Below are 14,447 nucleotides of genomic sequence, written 5' to 3'. Positions count from 1 at the left end.
TCCTTTGTTTATGCCGAGTGCAACATCCAGTCGATTTCCAATGGAGTAATCGCTCGCTCAAATTCTGCGAGTTCACTCTGTTTGCAAGCTAGATACAAATCGATAAAGTCTCTTGAGATGTATTGAGCTAGCTCACTGTGCTCCAGTCGCTCTAGAGCTTCTGACATACGCAGAGGTAACTCAATTGCATCATCACTGAGAGTCGGTGGACATTGATCTTTGGTGTAGCTTTCACTCGCTAATACTGCGGAAAGTACTACTGCAGCGAGAATGTATGGGTTAACGTCAGCGCCTGCTATACGATGCTCTATACGGCGATTTTTGCTATCGCTGATAGGCACACGCAACGCAACACCGCGGTGGTTTTCTCCCCAATCGGCTTTGGTTGGGACGTAAGCGCCAGGAACAAAGCGACGGTAAGAGTTAACGTTAGGACAGATTAGGGCCATGGCATCGGATGTTTGTGACAGCATCGCTGCCATGGTTTGATAGAAGAAGGCGCTCGCTTGACCGTCTGATTGGCTAAAGTGGTTGTTACCATCTGTATCAACCAAGCTGAGATGAATGTGCATGCCATTACCCGCTTGCTCACTAAAAGGTTTCGCCATAAATGTGGCGTCAAATCCGTGCTGATGAGCGACCTGGCGAATCAAGCGTTTTGCGATGATGATTTCATCACATGCTCGAAGCACATCTTTAGAATGGTTGAAGTTGATTTCGAACTGCCCTGGTGCCGATTCAGATAGGGCTCCGGAAGTGTTTAAACCTTGTTCTAATGCAATTCGATTAAGGTCGGCCAAGAAATCAGCGTAGTCATCTAGTCCATCAAGGTCGTAAACCTCGGTATCTTTTTCTCGAGTTTTTTTCGTGGGGTTAATTGCCGTTAATGGTTCGCCATTTTCGCCGCGGGTTTTGTCTATTAAATAGAACTCCAGCTCGAGCGCGACGCAAGGATATTGGTCTTTAGCATGCAGTGTTTGCAATATAGAAGCGAGAATGTTTCGGATGAACAGTGGGTTAGGGTGCTGCCCGGTTTCATCCATCATACTAAGCAGTAGCTGACCAACTTGTTCTTTTGCCGTCGGCATTAAGGTGCCGCTGATTGGATAGCAGAGATTATCTGGTTCTCCGAGATCTTCTCCCAACCCGGCTGTTTCAACGACGTTACCTTTGGTATCTAGGGTGATGGTCGAAAGGGGGAGGGCAACACCTTTATTCAGTTTTTCTAGAGCATCTATCGGGATGCGTTTTCCTCTTGGGGTGGCATTTATATCGGTAAAGATGAGATCGATAAATTCAATATCGGGCCATTTTTGTTTAAAATTTTTTACTTCCTGTAGATACGATTCCATTTTCTTCTCCAAATAGCCTGACGAGTAGAAATTAGAAATAACCAAATTAACAAATAAATTACAGTACTCTGAGCGAGTTGTTTGTTTTTTAGGTTATTTTTAATTTAAACATGCACTTACACTGTGTTTTTGATGTTTAACGGCTGGTTTTTATGTCTTTCTGTTAACTATTTTGTAACAGTTGGTTTTGTTTTGTTCAATATAATGAGCATAAATATTCAGTTTTGAAGCCTAAAAAGTGCGTCAGATCACGTTGTGACGATAATAATGGTCATCTGTGTTGATAATTTTGTACATGGTTTGTAGGGTTTATGTTAAATAAATCGAACACGGACATATCATGGCAGATACACACAAACCCATCATTGGTGTGGTTAGCTGCGCTAAAGAGTTGGGTGGCTATCAGATACAAGCGGTCAACGACTTTTACCTTCGCGCCATAAAGGATTTTGGAGGACTACCGATTATGTTGGCTCCCGACATGTCGGGCGATGACGTAACCACCATCCTAGACATATGTGATGGTTTTCTTTTTCCTGGCAGCCACTCTAACGTTGCGCCACATCGATACAATGCAACGCACGAAGAGAGCTACAAAGATGAAGCTCGTGATGAGCTCTCATTCACGTTAATTCGTCATGCGGTTGACCAAAACATTCCGTGCCTTGGTATTTGCCGCGGCTTTCAAGAGATGAATGTCGCACTTGGTGGCTCGTTAAACCCAGCCGTTCATGACTCCGGCTTCAATGACCATCGTGAAGCGCCTGTTGAAGATTTCGAACAAAAATACGCGCCAGCACACGCTGTACTAGTTCAAAAGCAGAGCTTATTTGAACAATGGCTGGTGCAAAATCATTGGGAAAATACCACCTTCTTTGAAGTGAACACACTACACAACCAAGGCGTCGATCAGCTTGCTCCTCTATTACAAGTAGAAGCTAAAGCCCCGGATGGCTTGGTAGAAGCATTTAGTCTTCCTAATCAAAAATTTTTCGTTGGCGTGCAGTGGCACCCAGAATGGGAAGCAAAAACCAATCATTTCTCTCAAATTTTGTTCAATGAATTTATGATGGCTACCTCTCGTTAAACGTTTGGAGCTGTATGAATGGACAATCAAGAGATTGGTAAAAATATTGTTCAGTTACGAAAAAAACATGGATTGTCACAAAGGGAACTAGCCGAGCGCGCTGGTATTACCCACAGTGCAATCTCATCCATTGAAAATGGCAAAGTGAGCCCGTCGGTCAGCTCACTACAAAAAATCGTTAATGTATTTTCTTTATCGTTATCAGAGTTTTTCACTTTTGAACAACCTTCGAACGATGAAGTGAAAGTAGTCATCAAGCCGTCAGATCTTGTGGAAATCGGGAGCGAGACGGTGTCCATGAAACTGGTAACGAATGGCGACAAAGATCAAGTTATCGGATTCTTGATCGAGGAATACGCACCTTATGGAACCACTGGTGCGGCAGAAATCAAACACGAAGGCGAAGAGATTGGCACCGTATTAGAGGGTGAAATCACTCTGGAATATAAAGGGCAATCTCATGTCATAACAGCGGGCGAGTCGTACATTATTGATACGACGAAGCCCCATCGATTTACAAATCACACAGACAAGGCTTGTCGAATGATAAGTGCGCATACGCCAACCACATTTTAGTGGGGGCTTGCCTTGTGTGATCACAAGGAGAGCGTATGAAAACCCAAGAGCAATGGATTGAACTAAAAAACAATCTAAACATCGAAAACAGGGCGTACATTAACGGTGAATACAGTGCCGCTTTAACAGGGCAAACCATCCCGGTAGTTAACCCAGCAACAGACGAGATATTCACCGAAATCGCCCGTTGCCAAAATGAAGATGTTGATCTCGCGGTATCATACGCTCGCCAAGCATTTCAATCTGGTATCTGGAGTGAAAGCAGCCCAGCTCATCGCAAAGCAGTGCTTAAACAGTTTGCTGACCTGATTGATCAACACCAAGAAGAGTTAGCACTATTAGAAACTCTCGATACTGGTAAACCTATCTCTCACAGCTTCTCTACCGATATTCCTGGCGCAGCAAACTCTTTACGCTGGTACGCTGAAGCGATCGACAAAGTGTACGGTGAAGTTGCTCCAACGGAAAAAGACGTACATGCCTTTATTTCTCATCAGCCAATTGGCGTGGTGGCTGCAGTTGTACCGTGGAACTTTCCCCTTTGGCTTGCGTGCTGGAAGCTTGGTCCTGCTTTAGCCGCTGGTAACAGCGTGATTCTAAAACCGTCAGAAAAATCTTCTCTCACCGCGATATTTCTAGGTCAACTTGCTTCTCAAGCGGGATTACCAACAGGCGTTTTCCAAGTCGTTACGGGTTTTGGTCATGAAGCTGGCGACGCGTTGGCGAAACACCAAGACGTAGACTGCATCGCCTTCACAGGCTCGACGCGCATTGCAGGTCAACTGATGGTCAGATCGGGTGAGAGCAACCTAAAGCGTGTGTTTGCAGAAGCGGGCGGCAAGAACGCGAACATCGTGTTTGAAGATTGTGATGATTTAGACCGCGCAGCAGCAGACACCGCCGCAGGGTGTTTCTACAACCAAGGTGAGGTGTGCGTCGCGGCAACCCGCCTGCTTGTTCACGAAAGCATCAAAGAGCAGTTTATAGAAAAAGTTATTCAAGCGTCGAAAGCGTTCACGCCAAAAGACCCAATGGACCCAAGTTCATCCATGGGTGCACTCATCGACCAAGATCATAAATCAAAAGTATTGGAATACATCTCGTTAGGTGAATCAGAAGGTGCAAACGTACGTTGTGGTGGCGATGTCGATGGGCAGGGCGCATTTGTTTCCCCAACCATTTTAGACAACGTCGACAACAAGATGCGTGTCGCCCAAGAGGAAATTTTTGGTCCGGTGCTGTGTGTCATTCCATTCAAAGATGAAGCGCAAGCAATTGAGATCGCTAACGATTCGAAGTACGGCTTAGGTGCTGCACTTTGGAGCAGCAATATCAACCGCGTTCATCGCGTAGCAAAACGACTGCAAGCCGGCTCGGTTTGGGTCAACAACTACAACGAAGGTGACATGACGGTCCCATTTGGCGGATTCAAAATGAGCGGAAATGGTCGAGACAAGTCTCTCCACGCGATTGCAAAATTCACCGAAACCAAAACCACTTGGATTCGCCTCCATCCTTAAGCCTGCTGACGATTACGATAAATAAAGGAATAGTTCTATGAACAAGCATACGGATTCGTTCTACGCGCACTCTGTGCCAAACATGCCGGAATACCCACAGTTGCAAAACGACATCGAGTGCGATGTGTGTGTAGTCGGTGCGGGATTTTCTGGTCTTTCTTCTGCACTACACCTTGCAGAAAAAGGTTTTAAAGTTGTTGTGCTAGAAAGCGCAAAAGTGGGCTTTGGAGCAACTGGTCGTAACGGTGGCCAAATCGTTAACAGCTACAGCCGAGATGTTGACGTGATTGAAAGCCGTTACGACCAAAACCAAGCCAAAGCTCTGTGCGATATGATTTTTGAAGGCGGCGATATCATCCGTGGTCTGATCGACAAATACGACATCAACTGTGATTACAAGCAAGGCGGCTTGTTCACGGCACTGAACAGTAAACAACTCAAAGGGCTAGAAGAACATAAGAAGAACTGGGAGCGTTACGGCAACGACCAACTGACTCTGCTTGACGCAGGAGAAGTAGAACAAGCGGTAGGGACCAAAGTGTACACTGGTGGCTTGTTGGATATGCGCGGTGGTCACATTCACCCGCTTAAACTCGCGTTAGGTGAAGCCGCTGCGTTTATTTCTCTGGGTGGCCAAATCTTCGAACAGTCGGCGGTCGTATCGATTGACAAAGGGATTAACCCAGTAGTGAAAACAGCGCAAGGCAGCGTGAAGAGCAAGTACGTGGTTTTGGCAGGTAACGCCTACCTTGGTGGTTTGGCACCAAACATCAGCAACAAAGCGATCCCGTGCGGCACACAAGTGGTGGCGACTCAGCCTTTGAGTGATGAGCAGCTAAAACAAGTGCTGACCAGTGACTACTGCGTTGAAGATTGTAACTACTTGCTTGACTACTTCCGCTTAACCGCCGACAAGCGTTTGTTGTTCGGAGGTGGTGTGGTTTACGGAGCACGTGACCCAGAAAACATCGAAGCACTGATCCGTCCGAAGATGGAAAAAGTCTTCCCACAATTGAAAGGCATCAAGATTGATTACACCTGGACAGGTAACTTCTTGCTGACTTACTCACGCATGCCGCAATTTGGCTCGTTTGCAGACAACATTTACTACCTACAAGGCTACAGCGGTCACGGTGTAACGTGTACTCACCTAGCAGGTAAGTTGCTGGCAGAAGCATTGACCGGACACGCTGAACGTTTCGATGCGTTTGCTGCACTGAAACATTACTCCTTCCCAGGTGGCCGCCACTTCCAAATTCCGTTTACGGCAATGGGCGCGGCTTACTACAACCTACGTGACAAACTGGCGATTTAAGAGATAAGGAATATCCAATGAGCAAAGTGGTGAAATTTGCAGCCCTTCAACTGACGAAAAGCTGGGATCTGGAAGATAACTTAGCCAAAGCAAAAAAGGCGATTCGTGAAGCAGCACAAAACGGTGCGAACGTGATTCTTCCGCAAGAGCTGTTCGCTGCGCCTTACTTCTGCAAAAAACAAGAAGCAAAGTATTTCGAGCTTGCAGAAGAAACGGAGAATTGTCGTCTTATTAAAGAGATGAGTGCACTGGCTAAAGAGCTCGGCGTGGTTATTCCAGTCAGCTACTTTGAAAAAGCGGGCAACACGTTTTTTAACTCGCTAGTGATGATAGATGCCGATGGCACGGTATTAGATAACTACCGCAAGTCACACATTCCTGACGGCCCGGGCTACAGCGAGAAATACTACTTTAGCCCTGGCGATACCGGTTTCAAAGTGTGGCAAACCAAGTTCGGTAAGTTCGGTGCTGGCATTTGCTGGGACCAATGGTTTCCAGAGCTTGCACGCAGCTTGGCTCTGCACGGCGCGGAAGCGATTTTTTACCCAACTGCAATCGGTTCTGAGCCTCAAGATCCGACACTGGATTCACGTGACCACTGGCAACGTACAATGCAAGGTCACTCGGCAGCAAACCTCGTTCCAGTGATTGCGTCAAACCGAGTGGGCACTGAAGTCGATGATGGTATCGAGACGACGTTCTACGGCTCTTCTTTTATCACTGACCACACTGGTGCAAAAATTGCCGAAGCACCACGTGAAGGTGAAGCCATCATTTACGCAGAAATCGACCTTGCTGCGACAGCGAAAGCGCGTCACGCATGGGGCTTGTTCCGCGACCGTCGTCCAGACCTTTACACCAGCGTTGGCAAACTAGCCGTTTAAAGAGGCATTAAAATGAAGTTATCGACAACACCAGCGCAAGATGGCTTCTATTTTCCGGCTGAGTTTCAGCCGGTTAGTGAAGTTTGGCTAGCGTGGCCAGAAAGGAAAGACAACTGGCGTGATGACGCATTACCCGCGCAAGAAACCTTTGCCAGAATCGCGAACTTAATCGCGGATGTGACCAATGTGTGCGTGGCGGTATGCTCGCACAACTTTGACCGAGCGCGTCAAATGCTCCACTCAGACGTACGTTTGGTGGAAATCCCATTTAACGATGCGTGGATGCGAGACATCGGGCCGACCGTGCTTGTTAACCAAGCGGGCGAGCGCCGTGGGATTAGTTGGCAATTCAACGCGTGGGGCGGCGAATACAACGGCCTTTACGACAACTGGCAGCAGGACGACCTTGTCGCTGGCTCGGTGTGCGACATCATCGGTATTGATCATTACCGTGCTCCGTTTGTACTTGAAGGAGGGGCGATTCACACCGATGGTGAAGGCACCCTTTACACCACAGAGGAGTGCTTACTCAGCCCAGGACGTAATCCGCAGTTGAGCAAAGCGCAAATCGAAGAGCAGTTAAAGGCGTACCTCGGTATCGAAAAAGTCATTTGGTTGCCAAATGGTTTATTCAATGACGAAACAGACGGCCATATCGACAACCTGATGCACGTTATCGCACCGGGTAAAGTGGTACTAAGTTGGACCGATGACCCAAGCGATCCGCAATACGCGTTATCTCGTCAAGCGGAACAAGTACTGAAATCTCAGCACGATGCGAGAGGGCGCGAGATTGAAATTGTCCGTTTGCCATTACCGGGTCCGTTGCATTACAGCGAGCGCGAAGCCAATGGCATTGACGCCAGTTCAGGAATGAGTCGACAAGCTGGCGAACGCCTAAGTGCCTCTTATGCCAACTTTCTTATCGTCAACGAGCATGTGTTCTTGCCGATGCTGGACGAAGAGACCGACGCTATGGCGATCGATATTTTGCAAAACGCGATGCCGGAATACCAAATCATCGCGATACCGTCGAGAGAGGTTCTACTCGGCGGAGGGAACATCCACTGCATTACGCAGCAGATCCCTGCTTAAACATAAACTCGCCGCTGGCTTAGCGGCGATGATGAGTTGTCAAAAGGAATGACCATGCAACAGATACAAAACCAAAGCCTTGTTTCGTTTATGGTAGCGAATCCACAACAGGGCATTGCAGTGACTAATCCGGCGACCGGAGAACTCCTCGGGTACGCACCAGTCTCAACCGAAAACGACATTTTAAATGGCATTGAACGTGCCAGTGTGGCGCAGAAAGAGTGGGCGGCACTGCCAGCAAAAACGCGCGCTGGCATGCTTAATCGTTGGTTCCAACTCCTGCTAGAAAACAAAGCCGACCTTGGCCGTTTGATGACGTTAGAGCAAGGTAAGCCGCTAGCGGAAGCTCAAGGTGAAGTGCTTTACGGCGCGAGCTTTATCGAATGGTTTGCTGAAGAAGCGAAACGCACTTACGGCGAGACGATTCCTGCCCCAAGTGCAGACAAGCGTTTGGTGACCATCAAACAGCCAATTGGTGTTGCCTGTGCGATTACGCCTTGGAACTTCCCAATCGCGATGATCACGCGCAAAGCAGCGCCAGCTTTAGCGGCAGGCTGTAGCTTTGTCGTAAAACCATCTGAATCCACGCCGCTGTCAGCGTTTGCGGTTGCAGAGCTTGCCTATCAAGCGGGTATCCCACGCGATGTGCTGCAAGTGGTATTGGGGGAAAACTCCCGTCAGGTCGGTGCTATCTTCACTTCGCATCCGTTGATTCGCAAGTTGTCTTTCACTGGCTCTACCCAAGTTGGTAGTGTGCTGATGCAGCAAAGCGCGGCGGACATTAAACGTACCTCAATGGAGCTCGGTGGCAACGCGCCGTTTATCGTATTCGATGATGCCGACATTGATGCAGCCGTGGCGGGTGCGATGGCGTCGAAGTTCCGTAACGCAGGCCAAACGTGTGTTTGTGCGAACCGTTTCTATGTACACAGCAAAGTGTATGACGAATTCGTTGCTAAGTTTGACGCTGCGGTTCAGCAGCTCAAAGTTGGTAACGGATTGGAAGAGGGGGTCAACATTGGTCCAGTGATCAGCGAGTCAGCGAAGCAAGGCATTCAAGCGTTGATCGATGGTGCTATCGAGCAAGGCGCGAAGCCGGTTTCAGAACTTAAAAAGCTCGATGGTCTATTTATGCAGCCAGTGGTTCTCAAAGACGTTACTCACGACATGAAGATTGTTTCCGAGGAAATCTTTGGCCCTGTCGCGCCAGTGATTCGTTTTGACAGCGACGAACAGCTGATCGAAATGGCGAACGACACCATCTACGGTCTCGCGTCGTACTTCTACAGCCAAAACATTCACCGTGTTTGGAAAATCGCAGAAGCGCTCGAATACGGCATGGTCGGCATTAACGAAGGTATGATCTCTACTGAAGTGGCTCCTTTCGGTGGTGTTAAGCAGTCCGGTATCGGACGTGAAGGAGCAAAACAAGGTATCGATGAATACATGGACGTGAAATATCTCTGCTTTGGCGGCAACTAATTAAGGACAAAACAATGACAAACCAACAACTACACGAAAGAAGAAGCCAAGTTATCGCTCAAGGCATGGGCGCACTGTACCCACTTTACGTCGAGAAAGCAGAAAACGCTTACGTATGGGATATCGAAGGCAACAAATACATCGACTTTGCAGCGGGTATCGCGGTGACTAACACCGGGCATTCTCACAAGCGCATTAGCGAAGCGGTAAAAGCTCAGTTGGATAACTTTTCGCACACCTGCGCGATGGTTACGCCGTACGCGTCATTCGTTGAGCTGGCTGAAAAGCTGACAGAACTTGCACCAGGTGAGACTAAGAAGAAAGCGATCTTTCTTACTACTGGCGCCGAGGCGGTCGAAAATGCCGTAAAAGTGGCACGCGCTCATACAGGCCGTAGCGGCGTGATAGCGTTTAAAGGCGGCTTTCATGGTCGCACAAACATGACTATGGGGTTAACTGGTAAAGTTGCGCCGTACAAAGCGGGCTTTGGTCCTTTCCCGAACGAAATCTACCACGCGCTGTACCCAAATGCGTTTCACGGCATCAGCGTTGAGCAAAGTTTACAAGCGATCGACGATCTATTTGCTTGTGATATTGAACCATCACGTGTTGCGGCGATCATCTTCGAGCCAGTACAAGGTGAGGGCGGCTTCTACAAAGCACCTGAAGCGTTTGCACAAGGCTTGCGTCAACTGTGTGACAAGCACGGTATCATGCTGATTGCGGATGAGATCCAAACGGGTTTTGCCCGTACCGGTAAAATGTTTGCGACGGAGTACCTAGGCATTGAACCCGATCTAATGACAATGGCGAAAGGCATTGCTGGTGGTTTCCCAATCTCAGCTGTTGTTGGTAAAGCGGATGTAATGGACTCCGCACTGCCTGGTGGTTTAGGTGGTACTTATGCAGGCTCGCCACTCGGTTGTGTTGCTGGTCTTGAAGTGCTGAAAATCATCGAAGAAGAAGATTTGTGTGCTAAAGCGATGGGCATCGGTGAAGTGGTCAATGCACGTATGACCAAACTGCAACAATCTGTGCCTGCTATTGGTGAAATCCGTACTACGGGTGCGATGATGGCGATTGAATTTACTGACCCAGAATCAGGTAAGCCGCTACAAGAGATGACCAAATCGGTGATTTCTAAAGCGCAAGAAAATGGTCTTATCCTGCTTTCTTGTGGGGTAAAAGCGAACGTGATTCGTCTGTTACCTCCACTGACCATCGAATCTGACGTGCTAAATGAAGGCCTAGATAAATTGGAAAAAGTGATTATTGAAGTGGCGTAATTCACGCACTTTTAAATAGCAATAACAAATAAAGGAAGCGGTTGGCATCAATCGTTTCCTTTTTGTTTTTTAGCGTATCTGCTGCCTATCTAAAAAGTATTGCTCAAGATCCAAGTTGTCACTTTTATTACGGATGACTTAACAGTTGGGCTCGTTCTTACTTTTCACTTAGTCGCTACTTTGTTCTCCTCGAATGTGGTTTGGTGCTCACATTCTAAATCCCGACATCTGAAAGCCACTTGAGTCTATAATTTTATTGAGCGTCATTCCTCACTTTTTGGACTATAAAAATGAGATAGTATTCATATCCCACTTAGGTTGCTTGACAGATTAGCAGGACGAACTTTGATAACAAAGAATACAAGGTATGCCATTTTACTCGGCTTAGTTCCCATCGCCATATTTGTAGTGGCCTTTCATTCGATAACCAACTTTTACGTCAACTCGGTAAAAGCGTCGAAAATAGATACTTACGTAGATTATTTAAATCAAAGGTCTGCCTATTTGGACGGAGCAATAGTGAAGCAGATTGCTCAGTTAGATTTTACTTGTAGTGATAGTGATGTAAGAACTTTACGCGACCCACGTTTTTATAACCGTTACATTCGTTTTATTGCGATGACCACAGAAGGCGGAAAAACGTGTTCCACGGTTGGTAGTGAAGTGTCTCGCCCATCTAGTAGTGAACGATTTCAGATGGATGAAAACTTTTTCGCATCACTTATTTTGCCGCAACAGAATGACCAAATAGAGTGGATGGTCATTTATGATAATGAACACGTTGAAGTCTTCTGGGTACTTGATAACAGTTGGGTTAACGAGGTAATAAAAACGCCTTGCAAAGACTGCCTATTTGTAGAGTTTAAGTATGATGAACCAATATTTGGTGATTTAACGATAAGCCGTGGCAAAGCGAATATTGCAGGAGAAGAAAACGCACTCTCAAAAGAGTTTTTCTTTTCAGGAGAGTCTCAAGCCAACATGCTCATCAAGATATACAGCGGCGAAAAACTTAAAAATTATGCTCAGGAAAGAGTACTTTTGTGGGGCGGTCTTGTAAGTGTGCTTGCTGGTCTTGCGACTGCCTTTGCATACATATCTGGTAAAAGCTTGAGAAAATCCATTACTGGTCTAATTGAAAATGGGATTAGTAATGCAGAATTTATTCCTTACTACCAGGCGATTGTCGATAGTCGCGATGGTAAGACAGTAGGATACGAAGCTCTGATTCGATGGTCGCGACGTGATGGAATGGTGCCACCAAATATGTTTATTGGTGCTGCAGAAGAAAGTGGCCTGATTATCCCGATGACGAATCAGCTTATTCGTAAAATCATACAAGACTTAAGTGACTTACCCGAGCATACGTGGGTCAGTATCAATATTGTTTCCTCCCATTTAGAGTCAGGTGTATTAACGAAGTTGCTGTCGGAGTTAAATTGGCCAATCTCGAATAGAATTCATTTTGAATTGACCGAGAGAATACCAGTAAAAGACACTGAGGCCGCGAAAAAAGAGATTTTGTATTTAACGAATAAAGGCTACAAGTTCAAAATTGACGATTTTGGTACCGGATATGGTGGCTTTTCTTACCTACAAGATTTGGGCATCCGGTGTGTAAAAGTGGATAAGATGTTCATTGATCCAATAGGATCTGACGACCAAAAGTTGAAAGTGCTGGACTCAATTGTGTCTGCAGCGAACAAAGCGGAATGTGAGATGATTGCAGAAGGTGTAGAGAGCCAGGCTCAAGTCGAATACCTGGCTCAGCATGCGATTTACCTTATTCAAGGTTATGTTTACGCTAAACCAGAGCCCCTGACTAACCTTGCAAGCGCTTAACAGCCATAACGTCAAAACGTACCGTTTTAAAGGTGTCAGTTGCCTAGGTTAGCGCTGATTTCTGCTGATGGGGTCACACTTGAGGATTCCTAACACTCTCATTACTTCTAGAGTGTTAGGAATTAACGTTACTTAGGAGGAGAGTGCGGCTCTTTTCGCTTTGATCGACGTAATGAGCTGAGGTAGTAATGACATTACGATCATTCCTAGCATTAAGCTGTATTGCAGAGGAGTGAACGTTTCCCCCAATAGCAGTAGACCCGAAACAATGCCTGCGACTGGGTTTGCAATACCACCAAAGGTAAAATCTACGACCGACATCCGCTGCAATAACCATACATACATGCCATACCCTAATGCGGTGTTCAGAATAATTACCCACAGTAACCCTAGAATATTCGTCATGGATACGTCCTGAACGACCGTAACATATGGCTCTGGATTGTTTATCGCCAGCACACTTGTTGCGATAGACATAATCACGCCACCCAAAATGAGCTGCCATGTTAGTACTGTCCACCAGTGCATTTTTGTACCTAGTGACTTTGTTACGCTACTTCCTATCACGATGCACATAATGGCGGAGATCATCGCAAGTAAACCCACGGGTTCGAGAGAAATAGAGCTAGGATCAAATAAGAACCAAGCTAAAGCAATCAAAGTTGCGCCGCTTATTGCTTGAATGCCACTAGGCTGACGTTTGTAGACCGCCCAACCAAACAGCATCGCAAAAACGGGGACCGAAACCATACCAACACCAGAGATGGCAGAAGGAAGCGTCAACGCCATGACAAAAATAAGACCAAAGAAGCAAGCGATGTTGATGGTTCCTAAAACAAGCAGCACCTTCCACTCACTTCTTTTTGGAAACGAGGGCTTTATTGCCAGCAACAAAAGACCCGCAGGCAGTGCCCTTAGAGCGCCAAGTAAAACGGGAGGCCAGTCCGGTAGAGTAAACTGAGTAACAGCGTAAGTCGTCCCCCAAAAAAAGGCAGGAATCATCGCAAGTAAAATGTTCATGTTAAATATCTTTATGTAGAGATAATTAAATGTAACGATATCGGCAAGGTGGCTTTTTGTAAAGTATCTTTATGTTAAAATAAAAAATATATGATGTTTGGAGAGAAATAATGGATGCAATTGATAGAGTGGTAGAGCAGTGGGCTAGGGAGAAGCCAGACCTCGACACTGAACCGATGGCAATAATGGGTCGACTAATGCGAATTGCAAAACACATGGAATCTAGGGTCGCCGAGCTACATAAGAAGTACGACCTGAAAATGGGTGAATTTGATGTGTTAGCGACACTGCGTCGAGCTGGTTCACCATATTGTCTTACTCCCTCAGCGTTAATAGAGTCGATGATGCTCACTTCGGGTGCGATGACTAATCGCTTAGATAAACTTGAGAAGAAAGGGTTTATTACCAGAACCCATAGTAAAGAAGACCGACGTAGCGTCACCGTTGAACTAACAGAGCAAGGCTTAACCTTAATTGACAAGCTAATTTTGGAGCATGTAGACGTTCAGCAATCGTTATTGCATGGTTTAGAAGGCAATGAAAAAGAGCAGGTTAACCAGGCGTTAAAATTGCTATTGCCACAATTTGAGTGAGAACGCAGAAGGAGGTAGGGGATATGAAAAGCAAAGAACTAGAACAATACTTAAGTACCTTCATGTGTGCAGAAAGCGATTTCCCATTTGGGCCTGAAGCGCTTGTTTACAAAATCAAAGGCAAGATGTTTGCCATCATTGCAGAGAGAAACGGTCGGGAGTATGTCAGCGTAAAAGTAAAACCAGAAGATGGAGAAGTCTTAACGTCGCAGTTTACGGACATTATCCCGGGTTATCACTTAAATAAGCGTCATTGGATAACGGTTTATTTTAACGGTGATGTCGAGGATGGGTTGATTCAAGACTTGTGTGAACGCTCTTATGCTCTTGTCGTTGCCAAGCTGCCGAAAGCACAACGAGCGTTGCTTGGTGAGTAATCGGCAACGCACTGGCCT

The 14,447-nt window shown here is 46.5% G+C and carries 13 protein-coding genes; 11 read left to right on the top strand and 2 right to left on the bottom strand.

The annotated features are described in order from the left end of the window. Window positions 1–8: 8 nt before the first annotated feature. Window positions 9–1,352 carry a glutamine synthetase family protein gene (locus tag R7Q11_RS19465; RefSeq protein ID WP_053350396.1) on the bottom strand — a complete coding sequence of 448 codons (1,344 nt, stop codon included), beginning with the start codon at window positions 1,350–1,352 and terminating at the stop codon, window positions 9–11. 340 nt (window positions 1,353–1,692) lie between these two features. Here R7Q11_RS19465 and R7Q11_RS19460 point away from each other — a divergent pair, with 340 nt between their 5' ends. The 9 genes from R7Q11_RS19460 to R7Q11_RS19420 all read left to right on the top strand — a co-directional run bounded on the left by R7Q11_RS19460 (window position 1,693) and on the right by R7Q11_RS19420 (window position 12,439). Continuing rightward, window positions 1,693–2,439: a gamma-glutamyl-gamma-aminobutyrate hydrolase family protein gene (locus tag R7Q11_RS19460; protein ID WP_005377814.1), complete on the top strand. Its 747-nt coding sequence runs from the start codon at window positions 1,693–1,695 to the stop codon at window positions 2,437–2,439. Window positions 2,440–2,457: 18 nt separating this feature from the next. Beyond that, complete coding sequence (gene puuR, locus R7Q11_RS19455; protein ID WP_005377813.1) at window positions 2,458–3,015, top strand: HTH-type transcriptional regulator PuuR; 558 nt, start codon at window positions 2,458–2,460, stop codon at window positions 3,013–3,015. Between the two features lie 35 nt (window positions 3,016–3,050). Next, on the top strand, window positions 3,051–4,535 hold the full coding sequence (locus tag R7Q11_RS19450) for an aldehyde dehydrogenase (protein ID WP_225466649.1): 1,485 nt from the start codon (window positions 3,051–3,053) through the stop codon (window positions 4,533–4,535). 37 nt (window positions 4,536–4,572) lie between these two features. Beyond that, window positions 4,573–5,850: an NAD(P)/FAD-dependent oxidoreductase gene (locus tag R7Q11_RS19445; RefSeq protein WP_054574096.1), complete on the top strand. Its 1,278-nt coding sequence runs from the start codon at window positions 4,573–4,575 to the stop codon at window positions 5,848–5,850. Window positions 5,851–5,867: 17 nt separating this feature from the next. Next, a complete protein-coding gene (gene aguB, locus R7Q11_RS19440) occupies window positions 5,868–6,734 on the top strand; it encodes an N-carbamoylputrescine amidase (RefSeq protein WP_225466648.1) in 867 nt (288 codons plus the stop codon). 12 nt (window positions 6,735–6,746) lie between these two features. Further along, entirely contained in the window at window positions 6,747–7,829 is a 1,083-nt protein-coding gene (gene aguA / locus R7Q11_RS19435) for an agmatine deiminase (RefSeq protein WP_225466647.1), read from the top strand. 54 nt (window positions 7,830–7,883) lie between these two features. Beyond that, a complete protein-coding gene (locus R7Q11_RS19430) occupies window positions 7,884–9,311 on the top strand; it encodes an NAD-dependent succinate-semialdehyde dehydrogenase (RefSeq protein ID WP_225466646.1) in 1,428 nt (475 codons plus the stop codon). 14 nt (window positions 9,312–9,325) lie between these two features. Continuing rightward, on the top strand, window positions 9,326–10,597 hold the full coding sequence (gene gabT, locus R7Q11_RS19425) for a 4-aminobutyrate--2-oxoglutarate transaminase (RefSeq protein ID WP_225466645.1): 1,272 nt from the start codon (window positions 9,326–9,328) through the stop codon (window positions 10,595–10,597). A 519-nt stretch (window positions 10,598–11,116) separates the two neighbouring features. Then, window positions 11,117–12,439, top strand: a complete 1,323-nt coding sequence (locus tag R7Q11_RS19420) for an EAL domain-containing protein (RefSeq protein ID WP_213903618.1) — start codon at window positions 11,117–11,119, stop codon at window positions 12,437–12,439. A gap of 132 nt (window positions 12,440–12,571) precedes the next feature. On the opposite strand, the gene R7Q11_RS19415 is transcribed toward R7Q11_RS19420, so the two are convergent. Further along, window positions 12,572–13,459: a DMT family transporter gene (locus R7Q11_RS19415; protein ID WP_042522534.1), complete on the bottom strand. Its 888-nt coding sequence runs from the start codon at window positions 13,457–13,459 to the stop codon at window positions 12,572–12,574. 110 nt (window positions 13,460–13,569) lie between these two features. Between R7Q11_RS19415 and R7Q11_RS19410 the strand changes: the two genes are divergently transcribed. Continuing rightward, entirely contained in the window at window positions 13,570–14,052 is a 483-nt protein-coding gene (locus R7Q11_RS19410) for a MarR family winged helix-turn-helix transcriptional regulator (RefSeq protein WP_017633984.1), read from the top strand. 23 nt (window positions 14,053–14,075) lie between these two features. After that, entirely contained in the window at window positions 14,076–14,429 is a 354-nt protein-coding gene (locus R7Q11_RS19405) for an MmcQ/YjbR family DNA-binding protein (protein ID WP_017633985.1), read from the top strand. The last annotated feature ends 18 nt before the right edge of the window (window positions 14,430–14,447 follow it).

This window comes from Vibrio sp. 970 (assembly GCF_033339075.1).
The sequence above is the reverse complement of the archived record's forward strand: the minus strand, read 5'-3'. Positions and strand labels throughout refer to the sequence as shown.

Bases quoted from the DNA above. Each gene is read 5' to 3' on its own strand.
- R7Q11_RS19465 (WP_053350396.1), bottom strand. From the start codon at position 1,352: ATGGAATCGTATCTACAGGAAGTAAAAAATTTTAAACAAAAATGGCCC.
- R7Q11_RS19460 (WP_005377814.1), top strand. From the start codon at position 1,693: ATGGCAGATACACACAAACCCATCATTGGTGTGGTTAGCTGCGCTAAA.
- puuR (WP_005377813.1), top strand. From the start codon at position 2,458: ATGGACAATCAAGAGATTGGTAAAAATATTGTTCAGTTACGAAAAAAA.
- R7Q11_RS19450 (WP_225466649.1), top strand. From the start codon at position 3,051: ATGAAAACCCAAGAGCAATGGATTGAACTAAAAAACAATCTAAACATC.
- R7Q11_RS19445 (WP_054574096.1), top strand. From the start codon at position 4,573: ATGAACAAGCATACGGATTCGTTCTACGCGCACTCTGTGCCAAACATG.
- aguB (WP_225466648.1), top strand. From the start codon at position 5,868: ATGAGCAAAGTGGTGAAATTTGCAGCCCTTCAACTGACGAAAAGCTGG.
- aguA (WP_225466647.1), top strand. From the start codon at position 6,747: ATGAAGTTATCGACAACACCAGCGCAAGATGGCTTCTATTTTCCGGCT.
- R7Q11_RS19430 (WP_225466646.1), top strand. From the start codon at position 7,884: ATGCAACAGATACAAAACCAAAGCCTTGTTTCGTTTATGGTAGCGAAT.
- gabT (WP_225466645.1), top strand. From the start codon at position 9,326: ATGACAAACCAACAACTACACGAAAGAAGAAGCCAAGTTATCGCTCAA.
- R7Q11_RS19415 (WP_042522534.1), bottom strand. From the start codon at position 13,459: ATGAACATTTTACTTGCGATGATTCCTGCCTTTTTTTGGGGGACGACT.
- R7Q11_RS19410 (WP_017633984.1), top strand. From the start codon at position 13,570: ATGGATGCAATTGATAGAGTGGTAGAGCAGTGGGCTAGGGAGAAGCCA.
- R7Q11_RS19405 (WP_017633985.1), top strand. From the start codon at position 14,076: ATGAAAAGCAAAGAACTAGAACAATACTTAAGTACCTTCATGTGTGCA.